24 protein-coding genes, 1 tRNA gene and 2 rRNA genes are annotated in these 23,217 nt (G+C 44.1%); 24 read left to right on the top strand and 3 right to left on the bottom strand.

All coding sequences use genetic code 11. The features are described from left to right. From D3222_RS19320 to D3222_RS19305, 4 genes are all read left to right on the top strand, one after another. Window positions 1–251 (top strand): 23S ribosomal RNA (locus D3222_RS19320); the annotation flags it as partial. A gap of 139 nt (window positions 252–390) precedes the next feature. After that, window positions 391–506 (top strand): 5S ribosomal RNA (rrf, locus tag D3222_RS19315). A 219-nt stretch (window positions 507–725) separates the two neighbouring features. Further along, a tRNA-Asp gene (locus D3222_RS19310) sits at window positions 726–802 on the top strand. Window positions 803–939: 137 nt separating this feature from the next. Continuing rightward, window positions 940–1,722: an endonuclease/exonuclease/phosphatase family protein gene (locus tag D3222_RS19305; RefSeq protein ID WP_118987595.1), complete on the top strand. Its 783-nt coding sequence runs from the start codon at window positions 940–942 to the stop codon at window positions 1,720–1,722. Window positions 1,723–1,921: 199 nt separating this feature from the next. Here D3222_RS19305 and D3222_RS19300 read toward each other — a convergent pair whose 3' ends face one another. After that, window positions 1,922–3,298 (bottom strand): amino acid permease, encoded by a 1,377-nt coding sequence (locus D3222_RS19300; RefSeq protein ID WP_118987594.1) that lies wholly within the window; start codon window positions 3,296–3,298, stop codon window positions 1,922–1,924. A gap of 170 nt (window positions 3,299–3,468) precedes the next feature. On the opposite strand from D3222_RS19300, the gene queE reads away from it, so the two are divergent. Next, entirely contained in the window at window positions 3,469–4,140 is a 672-nt protein-coding gene (gene queE, locus D3222_RS19295; RefSeq protein ID WP_118987597.1) for a 7-carboxy-7-deazaguanine synthase QueE, read from the top strand. Window positions 4,141–4,184: 44 nt separating this feature from the next. Here queE and queD read toward each other — a convergent pair whose 3' ends face one another. Then, on the bottom strand, window positions 4,185–4,547 hold the full coding sequence (gene queD / locus D3222_RS19290) for a 6-carboxytetrahydropterin synthase QueD (protein WP_118987593.1): 363 nt from the start codon (window positions 4,545–4,547) through the stop codon (window positions 4,185–4,187). Between the two features lie 267 nt (window positions 4,548–4,814). Between queD and cysJ the strand changes: the two genes are divergently transcribed. From cysJ to D3222_RS19260, 5 genes are all read left to right on the top strand, one after another. After that, complete coding sequence (gene cysJ / locus D3222_RS19285) at window positions 4,815–6,617, top strand: NADPH-dependent assimilatory sulfite reductase flavoprotein subunit (RefSeq protein ID WP_118987592.1); 1,803 nt, start codon at window positions 4,815–4,817, stop codon at window positions 6,615–6,617. After that, window positions 6,617–8,347 carry an assimilatory sulfite reductase (NADPH) hemoprotein subunit gene (cysI, locus tag D3222_RS19280; RefSeq protein WP_118987591.1) on the top strand — a complete coding sequence of 577 codons (1,731 nt, stop codon included), beginning with the start codon at window positions 6,617–6,619 and terminating at the stop codon, window positions 8,345–8,347. The genes cysJ and cysI overlap by 1 nt, the downstream gene beginning before the upstream one ends. Beyond that, window positions 8,344–9,078 carry a phosphoadenylyl-sulfate reductase gene (locus D3222_RS19275; protein WP_118987590.1) on the top strand — a complete coding sequence of 245 codons (735 nt, stop codon included), beginning with the start codon at window positions 8,344–8,346 and terminating at the stop codon, window positions 9,076–9,078. The genes cysI and D3222_RS19275 overlap by 4 nt, the downstream gene beginning before the upstream one ends. Window positions 9,079–9,990: 912 nt before the next feature. Then, on the top strand, window positions 9,991–10,311 hold the full coding sequence (locus D3222_RS19265; protein ID WP_118987588.1) for a type II toxin-antitoxin system RelE/ParE family toxin: 321 nt from the start codon (window positions 9,991–9,993) through the stop codon (window positions 10,309–10,311). Beyond that, window positions 10,301–10,585: a helix-turn-helix domain-containing protein gene (locus D3222_RS19260; RefSeq protein WP_118987587.1), complete on the top strand. Its 285-nt coding sequence runs from the start codon at window positions 10,301–10,303 to the stop codon at window positions 10,583–10,585. The genes D3222_RS19265 and D3222_RS19260 overlap by 11 nt, the downstream gene beginning before the upstream one ends. A gap of 36 nt (window positions 10,586–10,621) precedes the next feature. Here D3222_RS19260 and D3222_RS19255 read toward each other — a convergent pair whose 3' ends face one another. After that, window positions 10,622–11,083 carry a phage tail sheath family protein gene (locus D3222_RS19255; protein WP_118987586.1) on the bottom strand — a complete coding sequence of 154 codons (462 nt, stop codon included), beginning with the start codon at window positions 11,081–11,083 and terminating at the stop codon, window positions 10,622–10,624. A gap of 255 nt (window positions 11,084–11,338) precedes the next feature. On the opposite strand from D3222_RS19255, the gene cysG reads away from it, so the two are divergent. The 14 genes from cysG (at window position 11,339) to D3222_RS19185 (ending at window position 23,136) form a co-directional block, all read left to right on the top strand. After that, a complete protein-coding gene (gene cysG / locus D3222_RS19250; RefSeq protein ID WP_118987585.1) occupies window positions 11,339–12,751 on the top strand; it encodes a siroheme synthase CysG in 1,413 nt (470 codons plus the stop codon). A 9-nt stretch (window positions 12,752–12,760) separates the two neighbouring features. Next, the gene (cysD, locus tag D3222_RS19245) at window positions 12,761–13,669 is read left to right on the top strand and encodes a sulfate adenylyltransferase subunit CysD (RefSeq protein WP_036849628.1); all 909 of its coding nucleotides are present in this window, start codon (window positions 12,761–12,763) and stop codon (window positions 13,667–13,669) included. Window positions 13,670–13,680: 11 nt separating this feature from the next. Next, entirely contained in the window at window positions 13,681–15,123 is a 1,443-nt protein-coding gene (gene cysN, locus D3222_RS19240) for a sulfate adenylyltransferase subunit CysN (RefSeq protein ID WP_118987584.1), read from the top strand. 1 nt (window position 15,124) lies between these two features. Next, window positions 15,125–15,757, top strand: a complete 633-nt coding sequence (gene cysC, locus D3222_RS19235) for an adenylyl-sulfate kinase (RefSeq protein ID WP_118987583.1) — start codon at window positions 15,125–15,127, stop codon at window positions 15,755–15,757. A 145-nt stretch (window positions 15,758–15,902) separates the two neighbouring features. Further along, window positions 15,903–16,223, top strand: coding sequence for a cell division protein FtsB (ftsB, locus tag D3222_RS19230; RefSeq protein WP_118987582.1), 321 nt, complete (start codon window positions 15,903–15,905; stop codon window positions 16,221–16,223). Window positions 16,224–16,228: 5 nt separating this feature from the next. Beyond that, window positions 16,229–16,960, top strand: a complete 732-nt coding sequence (gene ispD, locus D3222_RS19225) for a 2-C-methyl-D-erythritol 4-phosphate cytidylyltransferase (RefSeq protein WP_118987581.1) — start codon at window positions 16,229–16,231, stop codon at window positions 16,958–16,960. Window positions 16,961–16,973: 13 nt separating this feature from the next. Next, window positions 16,974–17,447 (top strand): 2-C-methyl-D-erythritol 2,4-cyclodiphosphate synthase, encoded by a 474-nt coding sequence (ispF, locus tag D3222_RS19220; RefSeq protein ID WP_118987580.1) that lies wholly within the window; start codon window positions 16,974–16,976, stop codon window positions 17,445–17,447. A 3-nt stretch (window positions 17,448–17,450) separates the two neighbouring features. Next, window positions 17,451–18,497, top strand: coding sequence for a tRNA pseudouridine(13) synthase TruD (truD, locus tag D3222_RS19215; RefSeq protein ID WP_118987579.1), 1,047 nt, complete (start codon window positions 17,451–17,453; stop codon window positions 18,495–18,497). Further along, window positions 18,475–19,239 (top strand): 5'/3'-nucleotidase SurE, encoded by a 765-nt coding sequence (gene surE, locus D3222_RS19210; RefSeq protein ID WP_118987578.1) that lies wholly within the window; start codon window positions 18,475–18,477, stop codon window positions 19,237–19,239. Before truD ends, surE begins: the two co-directional genes overlap by 23 nt. Further along, window positions 19,233–19,859: a protein-L-isoaspartate(D-aspartate) O-methyltransferase gene (locus tag D3222_RS19205; protein WP_118987577.1), complete on the top strand. Its 627-nt coding sequence runs from the start codon at window positions 19,233–19,235 to the stop codon at window positions 19,857–19,859. Before surE ends, D3222_RS19205 begins: the two co-directional genes overlap by 7 nt. 170 nt (window positions 19,860–20,029) lie before the next feature. Next, window positions 20,030–21,007, top strand: a complete 978-nt coding sequence (gene nlpD, locus D3222_RS19200) for a murein hydrolase activator NlpD (protein ID WP_198672872.1) — start codon at window positions 20,030–20,032, stop codon at window positions 21,005–21,007. Between the two features lie 51 nt (window positions 21,008–21,058). Continuing rightward, on the top strand, window positions 21,059–22,057 hold the full coding sequence (gene rpoS, locus D3222_RS19195) for an RNA polymerase sigma factor RpoS (protein WP_118987575.1): 999 nt from the start codon (window positions 21,059–21,061) through the stop codon (window positions 22,055–22,057). 513 nt (window positions 22,058–22,570) lie between these two features. After that, complete coding sequence (locus tag D3222_RS19190) at window positions 22,571–22,849, top strand: type II toxin-antitoxin system RelE/ParE family toxin (protein WP_118987596.1); 279 nt, start codon at window positions 22,571–22,573, stop codon at window positions 22,847–22,849. Next, a complete protein-coding gene (locus D3222_RS19185) occupies window positions 22,849–23,136 on the top strand; it encodes a HigA family addiction module antitoxin (protein WP_118987574.1) in 288 nt (95 codons plus the stop codon). Before D3222_RS19190 ends, D3222_RS19185 begins: the two co-directional genes overlap by 1 nt. The last annotated feature ends 81 nt before the right edge of the window (window positions 23,137–23,217 follow it).

Below are 23,217 nucleotides of genomic sequence, written 5' to 3'. Positions count from 1 at the left end.
CTAGTACGAGAGGACCGGAGTGGACGCACCGCTGGTGTACGGGTTGTCATGCCAATGGCATCGCCCGGTAGCTAAGTGCGGGAGAGATAACCGCTGAAAGCATCTAAGCGGGAAACTTGCCTTGAGATGAGTCTTCCCTTGACTTGAGGTCACGGAAGGAACGTTTAAGACGAAGACGTGGATAGGCTGGGTGTGTAAGTGCAGCGATGCATTGAGCTGACCGGTACTAATGAACCGAGCGGCTTAACCTTACAACACCGAAGGTGTTTTGGCGTCATAAGACAGCGGTCGGAAGACGGCGAGAGCAGAGAGTTTCATTCAGCTTGTTCAGAGATTGGTTTTGGGTGTTGTGGCCGAAAGGGAAGCGACAGCCGGAATGGAATGAATTTGCCTGGCGGCGATAGCGCGGTGGTCCCACCTGACCCCATGCCGAACTCAGCAGTGAAACGCCGTAGCGCCGATGGTAGTGTGGGGTCTCCCCATGTGAGAGTAGGGAACCGCCAGGCTTTAATTTTTTGGGGTTTGCGTTAATATTTGTGTAGCGACAGAAAAGCAACACAAAGCCCCAGTGGGTAGCGAGTAGAACAACTCCGTCGGGAACGGATTTGAAGGTCGCGAGCAGCGACGGTCCGAAGGGCGAATGGCAGAAGGGCCATTCGTGAACTGCCCTGATTGGCATTGAAATTTTGTGTTGTGGTAACAGCATAAAGAACAAGAAATTCGGTGGTGCGGTAGTTCAGTTGGTTAGAATACCGGCCTGTCACGCCGGGGGTCGCGGGTTCGAGCCCCGTCCGCACCGCCACTTAATTTCCAGAGAAACCCTGAGAGAGATCTCAGGGTTTTTTGTCGTTTATGAGTATTAAAATCAATAATTACCTTATTACATTTGATAGAATCGGATAGTTTTTATAGTTATTCTGTATTTAAGAGGTTTTTCACGTGGTAAAGAAAACCTATGCAATAAGATATGTCGCAGGGCAACCTGTTGAACGAGTCTTTCCTATGTCGACTCATCAGCTTGGGAATACATTACCTGTAGGTACTCCTTTGATCACTGGTACAAATGAGCTTAGGGTTATTGTATGGAATATCTATAAACAGCAGCGTCCTTCATGGAGAAAGGTTCTGAAGGAGCTGACTAACGAAAGCCAGTTGATTTTATTACAAGAAGCGCAGACAACCCCTGATTTAGTTGAATTTGCTACCTCAAATTACCTGATAGCTGATCAAGTTCCTGCATTTCTATTACCACAACACCCCTCTGGTGTAATGACGTTAGCAACTTCTCATCCTGTCTATTGTTGCCCATTGAGAGAGAAAGAGCCTCTTTTACGTTTATCTAAATCCGCTCTCATCACTGTTTATCTTTTACAGGATAATCGTCAGTTAATGGTTATTAATGTGCATGCGATAAATTTCAGTTTTGGTGTGGATGTGTATAGCCGCCAGTTGAATAATATTGGTGCTCATGTTCGTTTACATAATGGCCCGGTAATTATGGCTGGTGACTTTAATGCATGGAGTAAGCAACGATTAAATGCTTTAAAACGTTTTACCAGATATTTACACCTTGAAGAAGTATCTTTTACTGATGATTATCGAACGATCGCGTTTGGTAGACCTTTAGATTTTATTTTTTACCGAGAGTTGAATATAGCCGATGCTATTGTGATACCTACTGATGCTTCCGATCATAATCCTCTTGTTGTGAATTTTTATTAATTCTTTGTTATAAGAATATATTCGTCTATTTTTTATGAATTAAATTCTTATTTAATTCATAAAAAAGGTGTAACTCTATGACTGAAAAATATTATACCATTATTACTTTATTGTAACTTTTTATTATGTATTGCGATGGATTTATATTTTAAAAATAAATGCCAGAGCAATCTGGCATTTATGAATGAAAATTATTTGTTTATCTGATGGGTTTGAGAAATATTTTCTTTTTGCTAAAGAAATAGGTGATTGATAATAAGATTACCCATGTGATTCCCACAATTAATGCAATGCGGGTTTTCTCGAAATAGCCCAGTAATACAATAACAAATACCATAAAGATAATTGTTAATATTGGTGCTATTGGCCACATAGGAACAGGGAATTTTAATGTTTTAACTTCTTCTTTATTCATTTTGCGGCGCATGGCAACCTGGGAAAGCAGGATCATCAGCCATACCCACACAGTAGCAAATGTTGCGATAGAAGCAATGATAACGAAAATTTCATTCGGAAGCAGATAGTTAAGAACAACGCCAATCAGCAGGACGGCTGACATAACTACCACCGTCATCCAAGGTACACCATTACGGCTCAGCTTGGTGAATGATTTAGGCGCCTGTCCTTCTTGAGCCATACCATACATCATGCGGCCAGCACCAAAAATATCGCTGTTAATTGCAGAAATTGCGGCAGTAATAACCACAATGTTAAGAATATTAGCCGCAGAATTAATACCTAGGCTAGAAAAAATCTGTACGAATGGACTCCCTTCTTGACCAATTTGATTCCACGGATAGATACACATCAGAATAAACAGGGTCAATACGTAGAACAGCAAAATACGGAAAGGAACAGCATTGATTGCTTTTGGAATAGTTTTTTCAGGATTTTTAGCTTCGCTGGCAGTAATACCAATGACTTCAATACCACCAAAAGCAAACATCACAATGGCAAGTGAAGCTATAACACCACTGATGCCATTAGGCATAAAACCGCCATATTCCCATAAACTGGAAATGCCGGTTACATGGTCTGTTTCCTGACCGAATCCATAGACCATGATAGCCATGCCGCCGATAATCATAGCGATAATTGCGGTAACTTTCACAATAGAAAGCCAGAATTCCATTTCACCGAAAATCTTCACATGGCAAAGATTAATTGCGCCAATAAAGCAGACAATGCTTAGCACCCAGATCCACTGTTCCACATGTGGGAACCAGAGCTTCATATAAAAACCAAATGCAGTAACGTCAGCCAGGCAGACAATCAGCATTTCGAATATATAATTCCATCCGGTTAGAAATCCGGCCAAAGGGCCGAGGTAATGGCTGGCATAGTGTGAAAAAGAACCGGCTACTGGGTGGTGAACAGCCATTTCACCTAATGCACGCATCACCATAAATACGGCGGCCCCGCCGATTAAATAGGCGAGTAATACGGCGGGTCCAGCTTGCTGGATAGCAGCTGCGGAGCCATAGAACAGCCCTGTGCCTATTGCAGAGCCTAATGCCATAAAGCGGATGTGCCGCCCGGTTAGACCCCGTTTCAGCTGAGTTTCATTATTCTGCATTATTTATTCCTGTCACTTTCTCAGTGCTAGATATATTTTAAGCACACAATGCCTCGACAAGTCGGATGTTAGCCAAGCGAAGCAAACCCCGTACCTTATCATAAAGATTGATGTTCGAGGGATAGATATCTGCAATAATGCGCCCTTGCCTAATGAAACCAGAGATTTTTATGTTTTACCCGATTAACGAAATATTCCAGACATTGCAGGGAGAAGGTTTTTTTACCGGAGTCCCGGCAATTTTTATTCGTCTACAAGGGTGTCCGGTTGGTTGTAGCTGGTGTGATACTAAACACACTTGGGAGAAAGAAGCGGAAAAGCAACGGGCATTGGAAACAATTTTGCTGAAGACGAGTGAAAGCAATGAATGGAGTGAAGCTTCTCCTAAGCAAATTGCAGCACTGTTTGTTCAACAGGGATATACCGCCCGCCACGTTGTTATTACTGGTGGTGAGCCTTGTCTTTATGATCTTATTCCTCTGACCGAAGAGTTAGAAAGCCTTGGCTACCAATGCCAGATAGAAACCAGTGGTACGTATCATGTTAAATGTTCTGCTGCTACTTGGGTGACAGTTTCACCAAAAGTTAACATGCGTGGTGGTTACCAGATATTGCAGCAGGCTTTGCAAAGAGCTAATGAAATAAAATATCCGGTTGCGAGGGAAAGAGATATTGAGGCATTGGATGAGTTATTAGCGACATTAGATGACAACTCATCACGTATTATTGCACTGCAACCGATTAGCCAGAAAGAAGAAGCTACCCGTTTATGTATTGAAACCTGTATTGCCCGTAATTGGCGATTTTCTATGCAAACACATAAGTATTTGAATATCGCCTGAGAAAAGCTTACTGCACTGGAGGTTTCCTGGTGCAGTAAGTTGTTTCACTTGCCGCGGAAAATACATCCCGCATTACAGGTTTCTTTCACCATGACGGCACTAAGTTGTGGAACTGCTGGTTTAACTTTATGCCAAATCCAGGCTGCCAATACTTCGCTGGTTGGATTTTCCAGTCCAGGGATATCGTTCAGGTAATGGTGATCTAGCTGTTCCCAAACAGGTTTGAATAGGGCTTTTAAATCGGCAAAGTCCATAATCCAGCCACTATGAGGATCGACCTCCCCGGTAATTTCCAGTCGTACTATAAATGAGTGTCCGTGCAGGCGACCGCACTTATGGCCTTCTGGGACATGTGGTAGACGGTGGGCGGCTTCAAACTGAAAATCTTTAAAAATCGTTGTGCTCATAGTGGTTCTCCCTGACTTCAAAAAACTCGCTATTCTACCCGATCTTCTGAATTAAACCTGGTTTTTTCATTTTTTTGCCATTGCTCTTATTAACTGTTTTATAGATATATTAAATCTGTAAATATGGTTAGGCGTTTTGGTTATTTGATATTGCGATAGTTTCTTTAAATAGTAACAAGTTGCTGAGATAACCTTACAAACAATCCCTATTTCTTTTCTCTATTAAAAATAACGGACATTAGTAATCGTAAAGGGCAGCACAGGACAATGAGCATAAAACCACCTTCAATTTCACTTCTTCCGGTTTCACCTGAACAGCTAGCGCGTTTCCAATCGGCAGTTGGGGATTTTTCACCGACTCAATTAGCCTGGCTGTCTGGTTATTTTTGGGGAATGGTAAATCAACAACCACAGGTTCAGGCTGTGGCTCCGGCGGTTCCGGCACAGGAGACGATTACATTAATTTCAGCTTCACAAACCGGTAATGCTCGCCGTTTGGCCGAGCAACTCCGCGATGATTTGTTGGCAGAGAAACTCAATATCAATCTATTCAATGCCAGTGATTATAAATTCAAACAAATTTCTCAAGAAAAGATACTGATAATTATTGCTTCTACTCAAGGTGAAGGAGAACCTGCTGAGGAAGCGGTTGCATTATATAAATATCTCTATTCTAAAAAGGCGCCGAAGCTGAGTGATACTGAGTTTGCTGTTTTTGGTCTGGGTGATACTTCTTATGAGAAATTCTGTCAGGCAGGAAAAGATTTTGATAATCGTCTGAATGAATTGGGGGCTAAACGGCTTCTGGATCGTGTCGATAGTGATGTGGAATATCAGGAGGCGGCGGCTCAGTGGCGTAAGCGATTAACTGAAATCTTGAAACAGCGTATTCCTGCGCAGACAAATACAGCGATTACTTCTGTACAGAGCGAATCGGTACATGAAGTTTTTTCAACTCCGTATACTAAGCAGGCACCATTGACAGCGGCTTTAGCAACCCGTCAGAAAATAACCGGCCGTGGTTCTGATAAAGATGTTCGCCATATTGAAATTGATCTGGGAGATTCTGGTCTGCGTTATCAACCGGGTGATGCTTTGGGGGTCTGGTTTAAAAATGATCCGGCTCTGGTGGATGAATTGTTGAATCTACTCTGGTTGGAAGGAACAGAACAGGTTGAAGTTAATGGCCAGACATTACCATTAAGGGAAGCACTGATTAGCCATGTTGAGCTAACCCAAAACACTAGCTTGATTGTAGAAAAATATGCTGTGCTGGCAAAAAATGAGAAATTACTGTCTCTGATTGCCGATAAACAGGCATTACAGCAATACGCTCACAATAAACCTATTGCCGATATGGTAAGAGAGGCTGCTTCTCAGCCAGGGGCTCAACAGGTTATTGATTTATTGCGGCCTCTAACGCCAAGACTTTATTCAATTTCTTCCTCTCAGGCTGAAGTAGAAAATGAAGTTCATATTATAGTCGGTGTTGTTCGTTATGAAATTGATGGCCGGGCCCGCACCGGCGGTGCATCCGGCTATTTGGCAGATCGCTTACAGGAAGAGGGCGAAATTCGTATTTTTATCGAGCATAACGACAATTTCCGTCTGCCTGTTGATCCGCAAACACCTGTCATCATGATTGGGCCGGGAACTGGAATTGCGCCATTCCGGGCATTTATGCAGCAAAGAGATGCAGATGGTGCTGAGGGGAAAAATTGGCTGTTCTTTGGTAATCCACATTTTACGGAAGATTTTCTCTATCAAGTGGAATGGCAGCGTTATGTCAAAGATGGTCTGTTGACTCGTATTGATCTGGCGTGGTCCCGTGATCAGCAGCATAAAGTTTATGTTCAGGACAAATTGCGTGAGCAGGGCGAAGAAGTGTGGCGTTGGATAAAGGAAGGGGCACATCTGTATGTATGCGGTGATGCAAACCGGATGGCGAAAGATGTGGAACATGCGTTGCTGGATATTATTGCTGAGCATGGCGGCATGGATATCGAACAGGCAGATGAATTCTTAAGTGAACTGCGCCTTGAGCGCCGTTATCAGAGGGATGTGTACTAATGAACGATAAACAACATGGTCCTTTGATTGTTGAAGGTAAATTGGCTGACAGTGAACGTATGAAGCGGGAGAGTAACTTCCTGCGAGGTACGATTAGCGAAGATTTAACAAATGGCTTGACAGGAGGTTTTGAAGGGGACAATTTCCTGTTGATTCGTTTTCATGGCATGTACCAGCAGGATGATCGTGATATCCGTGCCGAACGCGCAGAGCAAAAACTGGAGCCACGTCATGCAATGATGTTGCGCTGTCGTCTGCCGGGTGGCGTGATTACGCCACAGCAATGGTTGGGTATTGATAAGTTTGCTGAAGAGAACACTCTGTATGGTAGCATCCGGTTGACTAACCGTCAGACATTTCAATTTCATGGCATTCTGAAAGGGAATGTAAAACCAGTACATCAATTATTGAATCAGGTTGGTTTGGATTCGCTTGCGACGGCGAATGACGTTAACCGCAATGTGCTTTGTACCTCGAATCCTATTCAATCAGAGTTGCATCAGCAAGCTTACGAATGGGCGAAGAAAATCTCAGAGCATTTACTGCCACGTACCCGTGCTTATGCTGAACTCTGGCTGGATAAAGAAAAAGTCGCGACCACGGATGAAGAACCGATTCTTGGGTCCACTTATTTGCCTCGTAAATTTAAAACCACGGTTGTTATCCCTCCCCAGAATGATGTTGATCTACATGCTAACGATCTGAACTTCGTTGCCATTTCAGAAGGTGGCAGACTGATTGGTTTTAACGTGCTGGTGGGTGGTGGTTTGGCGATGACTCACGGCGATAAAAATACCTATCCACGAATGGCGAGTGAATTTGGTTATATCCCGCTTGAACATACATTGGCAATTGCTGAAGCTGTGGTGACAACTCAGCGTGACTGGGGTAACCGGACCGAGCGTAAAAACGCTAAAACCAAGTATACGTTGGAGCGGGTTGGCGTTGACATCTTTAAAGAGGAAGTGGAAAGACGCGCTGGTGTGAAATTTGAAGCAATCCGGCCTTATGAATTTACTGGCCGTGGTGATCAAATTGGCTGGCTAAAAGGAATCGATGATCAATGGCATTTGACGCTGTTTATTGAGAATGGTCGCCTTTTGGACTACCCCGGCAGGCCGCTGAAAAGTGGCGTTGCCGAAATTGCAAAAATACATAAAGGGGATTTTCGCCTGACGGCCAACCAGAACTTAATCATTGCTGGTATTTCTGAAAGTGAAAAGCAGCGCATTGAAACTATCGCCCTTCAGCATGGGTTGATTGACGATAAAACCACCGTTCAGCGTGAAAACTCAATGGCTTGTGTCTCTTTCCCAACGTGTCCATTGGCAATGGCTGAGGCTGAACGTTTTTTGCCGGAGTTTGTCACCCATGTTGAACAACTGATGAATAAACACGGTATTGGTGATGAACATATTGTTTTGCGGGTGACGGGTTGCCCGAATGGTTGTGGCAGAGCTATGTTGGCGGAAGTGGGGTTGGTGGGTAAAGCGCTTGATCGCTATAACCTTCATCTTGGTGGAAACCGGATCGGCACTCGTATTCCACGCATGTATAAAGAAAATATCAGTTCTGAAGTGATCTTATCCATCATGGATGAACTTATCGGGCGCTGGGCGATAGGGAGGCAACTAAATGAAGGCTTTGGCGATTTCCTGATCCGTACCGATATTATCAAACCGGTACTGGATGCGGCCCGCGATTTTTACGATTGGCAGGAGGCGGTATGAGCCAACTCAGCTTATTACAATTGGTTGGAGTGGCGACAGAACAGCAGGAGACATCACTGGTTGAAATTAATCAGCGACTTGAAATTATGGATGCTCATCAGCGGGTAAATTGGGCATTGGAGAATTTGCCGGGGGAGTTTGTTCTTTCTTCCAGTTTTGGCATTCAGGCGGCGGTATGTCTTCATTTAGTGACACAGGAATACCCGGATATTCCTGTCATTCTTACTGATACCGGCTATTTGTTCCCTGAAACTTATCAATTCATAGATAAATTAACAACGCAACTGAAACTGAATCTGCAAGTATTCAGTGCTGAACATTCTCCAGCCTGGCAAGAAGCTCGTTATGGAAAATTGTGGGAACAAGGTGTAGAGGGAATCGAACGCTACAATCAAATTAATAAAGTCGAACCAATGAATCGGGCTTTGAAAAATCTGAGAGCACAAAGTTGGTTTGCTGGTTTACGCCGCCAGCAATCTGAAAGCCGATCAAAATTACCGGTTTTGTCTGTACAGCGTGGCGTATTTAAGATCTTGCCGATTATCGACTGGGATAACAGACATGTGCATCAATATCTTACAAAGCATGGGTTGGAATATCATCCATTATGGGAACAAGGTTATCTCTCTGTTGGTGATACTCATACAACCCAAAAATGGGAACCGGGTATGAGTGAAGAACAAACCCGTTTCTTTGGCTTAAAGAGAGAATGTGGGTTACATGAAAATTAAAAAACCGGATATTTCCTGAGTGGAATTAATGATAAAGCCCTCGCTGTGTTTTATGGCGAGGGTGATTATTAATATAAATAACAGCTGGTTCCCGCTACTGTCATTATATTTTGTTCTTTCATTTTCATCCTCATGCAATCTAATGAAAAGCTATTCTAGAGAGGTCACCTATATTCCATTACAGAACAATTAATTCTTTTATTTATTATTTAACTAATTGAATTTAATGAATTATTTTTGTTTTGTGTCCCAATATTGACCACGGTTGGATTACAAAAAACCCCAGAAACTCGTTTCGTCAGGTTGGCTTCATAACTTTTGTTACCCGTTCTTTCTGATCTTTGCTTGATCTTTCTTCGCCAAGTTTTGCAAGGCGTTTTATCTCTCCTTTTGTTATTAACTCTCTGTATTATTTGGACTTTATTTATTTTCTGCTTTCCTTTTACTTTCTATTTCTGCTTTGCACTAAACTGACGAAAAGTCAAAAAGATCCTTTAAAAACATGAGGTTAAACAATAGGTTATTCAGCTTCTAGCGCGGTGATATGGCAAAATATTGCAATTTGTTGCACTGAGTGCAAAACAAGTGCTTGGGTTTCACCCTAGTTCCGGTGCGGCTTGGCACGGTGATGGCGCCCAAAATTTATGGCAAAATTTTTTAGATCCGAATCAGGCAGGCGGGAGCGGTGTAGCGCCGTTTTCGTCGCGTGTGTGTTTCCGTCTGTCGATTCCAGCCGCGTATAGGTGATGTCATTGAGATAACACAAGTCAGGATAATTAAAAGCCTTGTTTTGTCTCTTAACGTCCCAGAACTGATTGTATTGACGCTGATTGATGCAGTTCACTGATGAGTTAAATTAACCCTTGATTTAAATATACCTATGGGTTAATTTTATTGTCAAAGGGGGTATGGATGTTTGAACTGATATTTCACGAAGAAGCTGACAACGAGATCCAATCACTGGATGAAGTTATGCGAGGTAAAACGTCACTGGCGCTTGACAAGCTTGAAGCTAGGGGGAACATGTTGCGGTACCCCGCAACGGAGCCGTTGCGTGATGGATTATTTCAGCTTAGAGTTGGTAATAAAGACATCACACGAACAATTTTTGCTTATGCCACTGGCCGGCGAATTTACATACTCCGCACGTTTATCAAAAAAACGCCGAAAACACCGGCATCTGAAATTAAGCTTGCATTACAAAGACTAGAGGAGATGAGAAATGAAAGCTAAAGGCATTCCGTGGTCAGAAGTCAGGGCGCGGGCTCTTGCTTCTCCTGGCGCGCAAGCTGCTTATGAAGCAGCTAAACAGGAAGAGGAACTTTACGAGCTAATCAAAAGTATGAAACAGAGAGCGGGTATTAATAGTTCACAGTTAGCTGAAAGACTGGGGATCACCCCGCCCGCTGTTGCTAAAGTTGAAAAAAATCCGATGAAAGCCAGTATTGCGACACTTGAGCGCTACGCGGCTGCGTGTGGCGTCAACCTCAAAATTAGTATCGTTTAATTCTATGCCCGTCTCGCGAGTAGACGGGCAATTTTATTAATCAATAAACCCCGCGTATTTCTTATTCAGCGTACGTGTTTTTCCAGCTATCGCGCTTAAATTTCCTGAGTTGGTGGGTGCACCGGTATTGCTGTGCGTGTGTGTGGCCGTGGCTTTTGCCAGCTCGTCAACCACATCAAGAATATCGGTCAGCAACGTTAACACATTGATGCTGTCGCTACCCAATCTAACTGATGAACCAATTAATTCATGGGCGCCAGCAACACTGCGACGAATACCGGTTATTTTCTCTGTCAGGGTGCCTCTCACGGTTTTTTCGTCATTCTGACCAATCTGAGTTTTTTGATTCTGTTCCACTTCTTTTGTGCTATTTTTACACTTAATCAACATGTTAGCGGATGTTGCTTGCGAGTAATCCCCGGTCGAAATATGAATAACAGCACCGGCCATCAGTGTTGCTGTGCCGATACTTGAATGATGCGGTACGCTTGAATCCATTAGAAAACTCATTTAACTAGCGGTAAGTGATCCACATTTTGCCCAAAATACTCGGATTTATTAAGATTATTAAGGATCTGTAATTCGTGTTTACTTTCGCTAGCCCGCGTGAGCACTGATGCGGAGTGGCTGGCTATATTCCATTACAGAACAATTAATTCTTTTTTGTCATTTTATAACTTTACCCCCGACTCATATATTCATTCGAAACAGTTTCATTACTTATAAATATTTCACTGGATACCAAGGGCAATTGTGGATTACTTACCGATATTTGTTGAGCTGAAAGGGCGGCTTGTATTACTTGTCGGTGGTGGAGAGGTGGCCGCACGTAAGGCGACTCTACTACTACGGGCAGGTGCATTATTACAGGTTGTAGCGCCTGAATTATGCTCTGAATTACAACAGCGTTATCAAGCTGGTGAACTGGAATGGTATAAGAGAGCGTTCCAGCCTGAATATCTTGATGGCATTTTTCTGGTGATTGCGGCGACTGATGATCACGGTCTAAATCATCAGGTTTTTACCGAGGCGGATAAGCGCGGTATTTTGGTCAATGTCGTTGATGATCAATCTCATTGCTCATTTATTTTTCCATCAATTATCGATCGCTCTCCTGTTTTAGTGGCGATTTCATCGGCAGGAAAAGCGCCGGTACTGGCGCGTTTAATACGGGAAAAGCTGGAGGCGTTACTGCCTTCCAGTCTTGGCATGATGGCGAACATTGCCGGGAAGTGGCGTGATCGGGTGAAACAGCGATTAGCTTCCATGCGCCAGCGTCGTTCTTTTTGGGAACAGGCTTTCAATGGTCGTTTCGCTATGTTGGTTGCAAACGGTCAGATCCAACAGGCGGAAAAACAGCTTGAGCAACAACTGGAACAGCCTGATTCACCGGGAGAATTGGCTCTGGTCGGTGCAGGTCCAGGTGATCCGGGATTACTGACGTTAAAGGGATTACAGGTTATTCAGCAGGCTGATGTGGTGCTTTATGATCATCTGGTCAGCAGCGAAGTACTGGATCTGGTTCGCAGGGATGCAGATAAAATTTGCGTTGGTAAAAGAGCGGGTAATCACTCGGTTTCTCAGGAAGAAACTAACCAATTGATAATGAAATTTGCCAGACAGGGGAAAAAAGTGGTTCGTCTTAAAGGCGGTGATCCCTTTATCTTTGGTCGTGGTGGTGAGGAGTTACAGGTTGCGGCATCGGCAGGCATTCCTTTTCAGGTCGTACCGGGCATTACCGCCGCTATTGGAGCGACTGCTTACGCGGGAATTCCGCTGACTCACCGGGAGCACTCGCAGAGTATCACTTTTATTACAGGTCATTGCCGGGAAAATGGTAATGAGCTGGATTGGCAGGCTTTGGCCAAAGGCAATCAGACTCTGGCGATTTATATGGGGACGGTGAAATCCGCCTTGATAAGTCATCAATTAATTTTACATGGGCGGGCGGAAGATACACCCGTGGCTGTTATCGGTTGTGGTACCCGTCCAGAGCAACAAGTGTTGACAGGCACTTTGCTGGAACTGGAACAGTTAGCACAGCAGGCACCGTCACCGGCGTTACTGGTAGTGGGGGAGGTAGTTCAACTCCACCATCAGATAGCCTGGTTTGGGCAACAACCTATTGCCAAGATAAGCCGTCCGACAGTAGTCGATTTTGCATAAGGAGTGGTAATGGACGAGAAAAGATTGACACACTTGCAGCAACTTGAAGCTGAAAGTATCCATATTATACGAGAAGTGGCCGCAGAGTTTGAAAACCCAGTGATGCTTTACTCTATTGGTAAAGATTCTTCGGTCATGCTTCATCTTGCACGCAAGGCGTTCTATCCGGGAACCTTACCATTTCCTTTGCTGCACGTGGATACGGGCTGGAAATTCCGCGAAATGTATGAGTTTCGTGATCGTACCGCGAAGAATTACGGCTTTGAATTATTGGTGTATCGCAACCCGCAAGGGGAAGCAATGGGAATCAATCCATTTGTGCATGGTAGCGCCAAACATACTGACATCATGAAAACGGAAGGGTTAAAACAGGCACTGGATAAATATGGTTTTGATGCGGCTTTTGGTGGTGCCCGGCGCGATGAAGAAAAATCACGTGCCAAAGAGCGTATTTATTCCTTCCGTGATCGCTCACATCGCTGGGATCCTAAAAACCAGCGTCCTGAATTGTGGCGCAATTACAACGGTCAGATTAACAAAGGTGAAAGCATCCGCGTATTCCCACTTTCCAACTGGACTGAACTGGATGTTTGGCAATATATCTATCTGGAACAAATTGATATCGTTCCTCTCTATTTTGCTAAACCGCGTCCGGTAATAGAGCGTGATGGCACGTTGATTATGGTTGATGACGACCGGATCAATTTGAAACCCGGCGAAGTTATCAGTCAGCGCAAAGTTCGTTTTCGTACTCTTGGTTGCTGGCCGCTGACGGGGGCCGTGAAATCTGATGCTGAAACATTGCCGGAAATTATTGAAGAGATGCTGATATCCACGACAAGTGAGCGGCAAGGACGGCTGATTGACAGTGATCAATCTGCTTCTATGGAATTGAAAAAACGTCAGGGTTATTTCTAAGGAGAACAACCATGTCCGCACTTGCGCAAAATGAAGCTATTGCTGATCAAATTAAACAACAGGGTGGTGTGGAAGCCTATCTGCGCGCTCAACAGGATAAGGGATTGTTGCGTTTCCTGACTTGTGGCAGCGTGGATGATGGCAAAAGTACCCTGATTGGCCGTCTGTTACATGATACCCGTCAGATCTACGAAGATCAGCTTTCAACCTTGCAGAATGACAGTAAACGAATCGGTACTCAGGGTGAAAAATTGGATTTGGCTTTGCTGGTGGATGGTCTCGCCGCGGAGCGCGAACAGGGCATCACCATTGATGTCGCTTATCGCTACTTTTCCACCGAAAAACGCAAATTTATTATTGCCGACACGCCGGGACATGAACAATACACCCGCAATATGGCGACAGGTGCATCGACCTGTGATCTTTCGATTCTGTTGATTGATGCCCGTAAAGGTGTTCAGGAGCAGACCCGTCGTCACAGTTTTATCAGTACCTTGCTGGGGATCCGCCACTTGGTGGTTGCGGTGAATAAAATGGATCTGATGGAATACAGGCAGGAGGTTTTTGACCTGATCAAACAAGATTATTTGAACTTTGCCGCGCAGTTGCCGACAGATTTGAAAATTTATTTTGTTCCGATCTCTGCACTTGATGGCGATAACATTGTCACCAGAAGTACCAATATGGTCTGGTATGAAGGGCCAGCGTTGTTGGATATTCTTGAAACCGCAGATGTAAAGAAAGAGGCTTCGAAGCAGTTACTGCGCTTCCCGGTACAGTATGTCAGTCGGCCTGATCTCGATTTTCGTGGTTACAGCGGTACACTTTCATCTGGGATTTTACGCAAAGGGCAGAGGATTAAAGTCATGCCATCTGGTGTCACCTCGCAAGTAGAGCGGATCGTGACTTTTGATGGTGATTTGGATTTTGCTGTCCCTGGTGAAGCAATTACCGTGGTGCTGAAAGATGAAATTGATATCAGCCGGGGCGATCTCCTGATTTCTGCTGATGATGAGATGACGGTTACCCGGCATGCGTTGGTGGATGTCGTGTGGATGTCTGAACAGCCTTTGGTGCAAGGACAAAATCTTGATATCAAAGTGGCGGGTAAAAAGAGCCGTGGGAAAGTTGAGAATATCCAGTATCAGGTGGATATTACGAACCTGACACAACGGGTGGCTGTTGATTTACCATTGAATGCCATCGGATCAGTGGAGTTTTCTTTTGAAGAGCCATTAATGCTCGATAGTTATCAGCAAAATAGTGACACTGGCGGCATTATCTTTATTGATCGGCTGACTAATGTCACGGTTGGTGCTGGTTTGGTGCGTGAAATTCAGACAGATGTTTATGAAGGGCCAAAAGAATTCAGCGAATTTGAACTGGAATTGAATCGGTTGATTCGTCGTCATTTCCCTCATTGGGGAGCCAGAGATTTACTGGGAGGTAAATAAATTGTCTGACATCGAAAATTTGGCATCAGAAAATGTTGTCTGGCATCCATATCAACTGACCAGAACGCAGCGGGAGGTTGAAAATGGACATCCTGCATTGGTTATTTGGTTCACTGGTTTATCGGGTTCAGGGAAATCCACTGTGGCCGGGGTCTTAGAGCAGGCCCTGTTTCAACGGGGAATAAAAACTTATTTGCTTGATGGCGATAACTTGCGTCATGGCCTTTGTCGTGATTTGGGTTTCTCTGAACAGGATAGGCAGGAGAATATTCGCCGTGTGGGTGAAGTTGCCAGTTTGATGGTCGATGCGGGTTTAGTCGTGCTGACGGCTTTTATCTCCCCTCATAAAGCGGAGCGGAAAAAGGTGCGTGAATTGCTGGAACCGGGGCAATTTATTGAAGTTTTTGTCGATACACCATTGGAAATTTGCGAATCCCGTGATCCTAAGGGATTGTACAAAAAAGCCCGTGCGGGTGAAATCCGTCATTTCACAGGGATTGATTCAGCCTATGAGATTCCCGATAACCCGGAAATTTATCTTTCAGGCCAACAACCTATTGAAGTATCAGTGGAGCAGTTGCTGGTGGAGTTGAAAAAGAACGGCATTATACGTTCAGGGGTTAATGGCGTATAACATCAACATAAGCACATTATTGAATCTTCGGTGATGTGCTTATGTCATAACTTTACTCTCAACTATTTTTCCCCCATCCTGTTTTGTGATAGTAGCGTCGCTCTTTGAGTTATGGGATGATTGACGGATATTTCAGGGGGCGGAAATGGGTAAGCTGACGCTACTATTAGTGGTTTTACTCGGATGGTTACAGTATTCACTGTGGCTTGGTAAAAATGGTATTCATGATTATGTACGGGTTAAGAATGATGTTGCTATGGAAGAGAGCAAAAACAGCAAACTTAAAGTGCGTAACGATCAGTTATCGGCGGAAATTGACGATCTTACTGGCGGACAGGAAGCCATCGAAGAGCGATCCCGTAGTGAGCTGGGTATGATCAAACCGGGTGAAACTTTCTATCGTTTAATCATTGATAAATCTAAAGAAAACACTTCGCATCCCTCGATCCCAAATAATACTCAATAATTAAGATGAACAATCTATTACTTCATTCCTGTGCTGATATTATTGCTTTGGTACCCGCGGCGGGCATTGGTAGCCGAATGAATTCGGATTGCCCAAAGCAATATTTGTCTATTGCCGGAAAAACTGTTATTGAACACACTCTAACTGCATTACTTGATCATCCCCGCATTCAACGCGTTGTGGTTGTTTTAAATCCGGCTGATACACAGTTTCAATCCCTTGAGGTTGCATCCGATTCGCGCATGACTACGGTAGTTGGTGGTGAACAGCGAGCCAATTCTGTGTTGGCTGGTTTAAATCATCTGGCTCATTTGACTGGCAATGATAATTGTTGGGTTTTAGTGCATGATGCAGCTCGCCCTTGCTTACACCATGACGATCTTGAACGTTTGCTACAATTGGCAGAAGCAGATGAACAGGGAAATATGGCATGTGGTGGTATTCTGGCATCTCCGGTCAGCGATACGATGAAGCGTGGACGTGTTGGTCAGGTTATTGACCATACGGTAGAGCGTCAAGATCTCTGGCATGCACTGACACCGCAGTTTTTTCCATTGATGTTACTAAGGGATTGTTTGTCAAAAGCGCTTTCGCAACACGCTAATATCACAGATGAAGCTTCTGCACTGGAATATTGTGGCTATCAACCGGTGTTGGTTAACGGGCGTTCGGACAATATAAAAGTCACACGTCCTGAAGATTTGGCATTGGCCGAATTTTATCTGTCTAGAAAATAAAGGAACAGACATCATGAGGATCGGACACGGTTTCGATGTACATAAATTTGGTGGTGAAGGACCGATTATTATCGGTGGTGTTTGTATTCCTTATGAACAAGGGCTGTTGGCGCATTCCGATGGTGATGTTGCTCTCCATGCGGCAACTGATGCTTTGTTAGGTGCTGCGGCATTGGGCGATATCGGGAAATTATTCCCAGATACTGATCCGGCGTTTAAAGGCGTGGATAGCCGTAAATTATTGCGCGAAGCCTATTCGCGTATCAGAGAAAAGGGTTATCGGATTGGTAATCTGGATATTACGATTATCGCTCAAGCACCCAAAATGTTGCCGCATATCCCACAAATGAGAGTCAATCTGGCGGAAGATCTGCAATGTCACATTGATGATATTAATGTTAAAGCCACAACCACCGAAAAATTGGGATTTGTTGGGCGTAAAGAAGGTATTGCTTGCGAAGCGGTTGCTTTGCTGGTTAAGGAATAATTGATGGTATTGGCTGAATTAAATTGGCTGTATGGGCAACCAGAAGCGACGGGGATATTAAAGGTCTCTCCGGAAGATTTTATTGTCTATGAAGATTTGGGATTTTCTCCTGATGGAGAAGGTGAGCACTTAATGGTGCATATTCGTAAGACGGGTTGTAATACCCAATTTGTTGCAGATAACCTTGCTCGTTTCACGGGTATACCGTCTAGATCGGTCAGTTATGCCGGTTTAAAAGACCGTAATGCAGTGACGGAACAGTGGTTTTGTTTGCACTTACCGGGCAAACAGGATCCTGATTTTGCCTCGTTTCAGCTTGAGGGATGTGAAGTTCTGACGACAGCTCGTCAGAAACGTAAACTGCGCATTGGTGCATTGAAAGGAAATTCATTTACGCTGATTTTGAGGGAAATTAGTCATCATCAATTGGTTGAAAACAGATTACGGCTGATTCAGCAAGGTGGCGTGCCTAACTATTTTGGTGAACAGCGTTTTGGTCGGGATGGGCAGAATCTGATTCAAGCACAGCGTTGGGCAAATAATGAAATCCGAGTAAAAGAGAGAAATAAACGCAGCTTTTATCTTTCAGCCAGTCGCAGTGCTATGTTTAATACGGTGGCGAGTGAGCGGATTGCTCTTGGGCAGCAGCAGGTCATTAATGGTGACGCCTTACAATTAACGGGGCGTGGTAGTTGGTTTGTTGCTGACGAAGCCGAGTTGCCTTTATTGCAGCAGCGGGTCACCGACGGAGAGCTACAGATAACCGCGCCACTGCCTGGCAGTGGTGAATTGGGAACACTGCATCAATCTGCGGATTTTGAACGGCAATATTTACAGCCTTATGAATCATTGTGGGAACTTATCAAACGGGAAAGAGTGGATTGCACCCGTAGGGCTATTCTGGTTCGGCCTCGGGATCTGTGTTGGGAATGGCAAGACAATGACACGGTAAAGATCAGTTTCTGGTTGCCTGCCGGCAGTTTTGCTACCAGTGTGGTCAGGGAAATAATCAATCAGGATCAAAATAATGTTACGAATATTGTTGAGTAATGATGATGGTGTGACCGCTCCAGGGATTCAGGTTCTGGCGGCTGCATTGTGCGAAAGTTATCATGTGCAAGTTGTGGCACCTGATCGTAATCGGAGCGGTGCATCTAATGCATTGACCCTTGATCGTTCATTAAGTGTTAATACGCTGGAGAATGGTGACATTTCGGTATTGGGCGGCACACCAACAGATTGTGTTTATCTCGGTGTTAATCGGCTGGTGCTTCCGCGCCCTGAAATTGTTGTTTCTGGTATTAATCGTGGCCCTAACCTTGGGGATGATGTGATTTATTCCGGTACGGTTGCGGCTGCAATGGAAGGCCGCCATCTGGGGTTACCGGCATTGGCCATTTCACTTGATGGCGAATTGCATTACGAAACAGCGGCAAAAATCACATGTCGTTTGCTACAAATGCTACAAACAACGCCTTTGAAGGCGGGTAATATTTTAAATGTGAATGTCCCTGATCTGCCACTTGAGCACATTAAAGGTTTTCGGGTGACACGTTGTGGTAGCCGTCATGCTGCGGAAGAAGTTTATTCTATGCAAGATCCGAAAGGCAACATGCTTTACTGGTTGGGGCCACCGGGAGATAAACATGATGCTGGCCCTGAAACAGATTTTGCAGCGGTGGAACAGGGATATGTCTCTATTACGCCATTACAGGTCGATCTGACTGCGTATAAAGCGCAGGCGTTAGTCAGGGATTGGTTAGCTAAAGCTGAGGTTGATGGAGAATGCTGAGTCGGGCAATGAAAAATTTGCTGACACAATTACGCCAGCAGGGAATAGAAGATGAGTGTTTACTGGCCGCCATTTCCGCCGTGCCCAGAGAACGTTTTGTCGATGAAGCACTGGCACATAAAGCGTATGAAAATACGGCTTTGCCTATTGGTTATGGGCAAACGATTTCTCAGCCTTATATTGTTGCCCGTATGACTGAACTGCTTCAGTTAACACCAGATGCTAAGGTTTTGGAAATTGGTACTGGTTCTGGTTATCAGACGGCAATATTAGCGTATTTGGTCAAACATGTTTTCTCGGTAGAACGGATTAAGGGCTTACAGTGGCAGGCTAAACGCAGATTGAAACAGCTTGATTTGCATAATGTTTCAACCCGTCATGGGGATGGTTGGCAAGGATGGCCGTCGCGTGGGTTATTTGATGCTATTATTGTGACCGCAGCGCCTCCGTATATCCCAAAAGAATTGATGCTTCAGCTTGCTGATGGTGGAGTGATGGTTTTGCCCGTTGGTGAGCATACACAAATTCTTAAATCCGTGAAACGTCATGGCAATGGTTTTCATAGTGAAGTGATCGAAGCTGTACGTTTTGTGCCTCTTGTGCAAGGGGAACTGGCTTAAGTTCATAGTCTATTGCAACTATTTTTCAATTAATGGTTATATGCGCTTTAATAAGCTAAATTATTTTCGTTTGGAAATTTTTGTGGTTATGTATAACCTTTAAGAGTTATTGATTTTTACGCTTATTATTTGCCGTTATGGGGGAAGAAAGTATGAATTCGGGAAGCCCAATGAAGAAAATACAGCGGATTGTAATTTGTTCATTGATGGGAATCTGGTTAGTCGGTTGTACAAATACGCCAACTCGCCCTGCACCTATCACTAGTATTGATCAAAAACAAAGCAGCGGGAGTCGTTATCCGGTAATATCTTCCGGCAATTCTGCTGTATCTACGCCAATGCCATCTTCACCTTCGTCAATGAGTGCGGCTGATAGCAATTTGCAGGGGAGAATTGTTTATAACCGTGATTATGACAGTATTCCTAAAGGCAGCTATAACGGCAGCACTTATACAGTCAAGCACGGTGATACTCTGTTTTATGTTGCCTGGATCACCGGCAGTGATTTTCGTGATCTTGCGAGCAAAAATAATATTTCAGAACCTTACAGTCTGACGGTGGGGCAGACTTTGAGGACCGGTAGTAGCGGGATGTTAACCACTTATAGCCATAATCAAATTCAAACAACGCTGGTTGATTCTCAATCAACTAATGCGTATCCTGCAAATTCCGGAAAACAGAAAAGTGTAAAAATGTTGCCACAAGCAACTACGTCAACCGTAAACAATACGTATGTAAAATCACCGACGACAACCGCAAGCAGTGGAAACAGTGCTGTCAGCAGTTGGATGTGGCCAGCTGAAGGCAAAGTGATTGAAAATTTCTCTGATACCCAAGGGGGTAACAAAGGGATTGATATTGCTGGTAGCAGTGGTCAGTCAGTATTCGCAACAGCAGGTGGTCGAGTTGTCTACGCCGGAGGCGCCTTACGTGGATATGGAAATCTGATAATTATAAAACATAACGATGACTACCTGAGTGCCTATGCTCATAACGATACAATGCTGGTTCGTGAGCAACAGGACATTAAGGCGGGGCAAAAAATTGCCACTATGGGTAGCACGGGTACCAGCTCTGTAAGATTACACTTTGAAATTCGTTACAAGGGAAAATCCGTAAACCCGCTGCGTTATCTTCCGCAGCGATAAACTGGGCAGAATGCTGAATTCTGCCTGCATTATCATGGGTAGGGGCAGCTTATGAGCCAAAATACGCTGAAAGTTAACGAGTTGTATGATGATGCGGATTTAGATGAAAGTGGTATTGAAGCTGACGACTTCGATGAGAAATTATTGAAGAACGATGAGGATGATCTAACTGATCTTGAGAAGGATTTAGATGTATTGCAGGGTGCGAACCAGCGGGTTCTTGATGCAACACAGCTTTATCTCGGCGAGATTGGTTTTTCTCCTTTGTTGACGGCGGAAGAAGAGGTTTTTTTTGCAAGGCGGGCATTACGTGGTGATGTTCTGGCCCGCCAGAGAATGATCGAAAGTAACCTGCGATTGGTTGTCAAAATTTCCCGTCGTTACAGTAACAGAGGTTTAGCTCTTCTTGATTTGATTGAAGAAGGTAATCTTGGCCTTATCCGTGCTGTTGAAAAATTTGACCCGGAGCGTGGGTTCAGGTTTTCCACCTATGCAACATGGTGGATTCGTCAAACCATTGAACGGGCGATTATGAATCAAACTCGTACTATTCGGTTGCCGATCCATATTGTTAAAGAACTCAACGTCTACTTGCGTACAGCAAGGGAACTTGCCCATAAATTGGATCATGAACCTAGCCCGGAAGAGATAGCGGAACAGCTGGATAAATCGGTTGATGATGTAAGCCGTATGTTGCGGTTAAATGAACGTATCATTTCGGTTGATACACCGATTAGCAGCGATTCCGATAAAGCATTATTGGACGTTTTATCTGATGAGAATGAAACAGGGCCGGAGGGAACAACGCAGGAAGATGATATGAAGAAGAGTATCGTCAAATGGTTGTTTGAGTTGAATTCGAAACAACGTGAAGTATTAGCCCGTCGCTTTGGTCTTTTGGGGTATGAGGCTGAAACTCTGGAAGATGTGGGCAAAGAGATTGGTTTAACAAGGGAAAGAGTACGTCAGATCCAAGTCGAGGGTTTGCGACGCTTGAAAGATATTATGCAAACCCAGGGTTTGAATATTGAAGCGTTGTTTCGTACCTAGTTGTTGAATATAGTTTAGCTACTTGGGTTCTGAAGAACTGTTGTCCGTATTAGTGCTCGGTATTACCAAGTTCTTCAGTACCCGGTAAAATTGTCCTAACCCTGTCTGGGATGATGGTGAATCTTAATCGAAGGCTTATAATGACTCCTTTTTCAGGAGTAATTTCATCACTCCCGCTAGTACTACAGCCGTAGAAACCAAAAATCCGTGTTTCTTCTGATATTCACGACTCAGAGAAACCGCATGAATTAAGCTCTTTGATCAGTGGACCTTCTGAAGTACGGCTGTAGTATTAGTAATTCCATCTTTTTTTGTTCAAATATAACTGATATCAACACACCACATTATATCTGGTCTATTGGGATTAAATTCACCTCACCTGTTTATTATCAGAGTAATCCCGTACCAAACCACAGAGGGTTTAAAGTCTTATTGTGACTTGCAAAAGCGTTGCGTATTGCGCGGCGATTGAGTATGATAATTGTACCGAGCAGCACCGTTCAGCAGACGGATATGATTAAGAGTTTTAAACATAAAGGGTTGAAAAAGTTTTTCGAAACAGGTTCTACAGCCGGTATTAATGCCATGCAAGCTCTAAAGATTGCTACCCGTCTTGAGGTGTTGAATAGAGCTGTAAAAATTGAAGATGTAGATATCCCTGGCTTTTTCTTACACCCACTTGCAGGAAACCGGAATGGTGTGTGGTCTATTACTGTGACAGGGAATTGGCGAATTACCTTTGAGTTGTATAATGGTGATGTCTACATTGTGAACTATGAGGATTACCACTAATGGCTATGATGTATAACTCCCCGCATCCCGGAATATTGGTTAAAGAGGCTATGGAAGCTCTGAATTTGAGCGCCAGAGGCCTGGCTAAGGCACTGGGTGTAGCGCCATCAACTGTGCAACGCTTGGTTGTTGGCAAGTCTGATGTTTCGCCAGAAATGGCACTGAAATTATCTGCCGTTATTGGCAGTTCACCTCAAGTTTGGATGGGAATGCAGGTGGATTACGATTTATGGCAGGCAAAACAGCATATTGATGTATCTCACCTTCATCGATTGCAAATAGCTTGATTAATAATTTTAATGCCCCTAATTTTGAATCACCTCAATTGCTTCGTCATTGGTTTAAAGGTGAGTATAAGCTCACCTTTT

Source organism: Photorhabdus sp. CRCIA-P01, assembly GCF_003545805.1.
Lineage (GTDB): Bacteria > Pseudomonadota > Gammaproteobacteria > Enterobacterales > Enterobacteriaceae > Photorhabdus > Photorhabdus antumapuensis.
The sequence above is the reverse complement of the archived record's forward strand: the minus strand, read 5'-3'. Positions and strand labels throughout refer to the sequence as shown.

What these genes read in the sequence shown, in the direction of transcription:
- nlpD (WP_198672872.1), top strand. Translation starts at nt 20,030, where the DNA reads ATGAAGAAAATACAGCGGATTGTAATTTGTTCATTGATGGGAATCTGG.
- D3222_RS19265 (WP_118987588.1), top strand. Translation starts at nt 9,991, where the DNA reads ATGTTTGAACTGATATTTCACGAAGAAGCTGACAACGAGATCCAATCA.
- D3222_RS19205 (WP_118987577.1), top strand. Translation starts at nt 19,233, where the DNA reads ATGCTGAGTCGGGCAATGAAAAATTTGCTGACACAATTACGCCAGCAG.
- queE (WP_118987597.1), top strand. Translation starts at nt 3,469, where the DNA reads ATGTTTTACCCGATTAACGAAATATTCCAGACATTGCAGGGAGAAGGT.
- cysD (WP_036849628.1), top strand. Translation starts at nt 12,761, where the DNA reads ATGGACGAGAAAAGATTGACACACTTGCAGCAACTTGAAGCTGAAAGT.
- queD (WP_118987593.1), bottom strand. Translation starts at nt 4,547, where the DNA reads ATGAGCACAACGATTTTTAAAGATTTTCAGTTTGAAGCCGCCCACCGT.
- ispD (WP_118987581.1), top strand. Translation starts at nt 16,229, where the DNA reads ATGAACAATCTATTACTTCATTCCTGTGCTGATATTATTGCTTTGGTA.
- cysJ (WP_118987592.1), top strand. Translation starts at nt 4,815, where the DNA reads ATGAGCATAAAACCACCTTCAATTTCACTTCTTCCGGTTTCACCTGAA.
- D3222_RS19300 (WP_118987594.1), bottom strand. Translation starts at nt 3,298, where the DNA reads ATGCAGAATAATGAAACTCAGCTGAAACGGGGTCTAACCGGGCGGCAC.
- truD (WP_118987579.1), top strand. Translation starts at nt 17,451, where the DNA reads ATGGTATTGGCTGAATTAAATTGGCTGTATGGGCAACCAGAAGCGACG.
- cysN (WP_118987584.1), top strand. Translation starts at nt 13,681, where the DNA reads ATGTCCGCACTTGCGCAAAATGAAGCTATTGCTGATCAAATTAAACAA.
- ftsB (WP_118987582.1), top strand. Translation starts at nt 15,903, where the DNA reads ATGGGTAAGCTGACGCTACTATTAGTGGTTTTACTCGGATGGTTACAG.
- D3222_RS19190 (WP_118987596.1), top strand. Translation starts at nt 22,571, where the DNA reads ATGATTAAGAGTTTTAAACATAAAGGGTTGAAAAAGTTTTTCGAAACA.
- rpoS (WP_118987575.1), top strand. Translation starts at nt 21,059, where the DNA reads ATGAGCCAAAATACGCTGAAAGTTAACGAGTTGTATGATGATGCGGAT.
- ispF (WP_118987580.1), top strand. Translation starts at nt 16,974, where the DNA reads ATGAGGATCGGACACGGTTTCGATGTACATAAATTTGGTGGTGAAGGA.
- D3222_RS19255 (WP_118987586.1), bottom strand. Translation starts at nt 11,083, where the DNA reads ATGGATTCAAGCGTACCGCATCATTCAAGTATCGGCACAGCAACACTG.
- D3222_RS19260 (WP_118987587.1), top strand. Translation starts at nt 10,301, where the DNA reads ATGAAAGCTAAAGGCATTCCGTGGTCAGAAGTCAGGGCGCGGGCTCTT.
- cysI (WP_118987591.1), top strand. Translation starts at nt 6,617, where the DNA reads ATGAACGATAAACAACATGGTCCTTTGATTGTTGAAGGTAAATTGGCT.
- surE (WP_118987578.1), top strand. Translation starts at nt 18,475, where the DNA reads ATGTTACGAATATTGTTGAGTAATGATGATGGTGTGACCGCTCCAGGG.
- D3222_RS19185 (WP_118987574.1), top strand. Translation starts at nt 22,849, where the DNA reads ATGGCTATGATGTATAACTCCCCGCATCCCGGAATATTGGTTAAAGAG.
- D3222_RS19275 (WP_118987590.1), top strand. Translation starts at nt 8,344, where the DNA reads ATGAGCCAACTCAGCTTATTACAATTGGTTGGAGTGGCGACAGAACAG.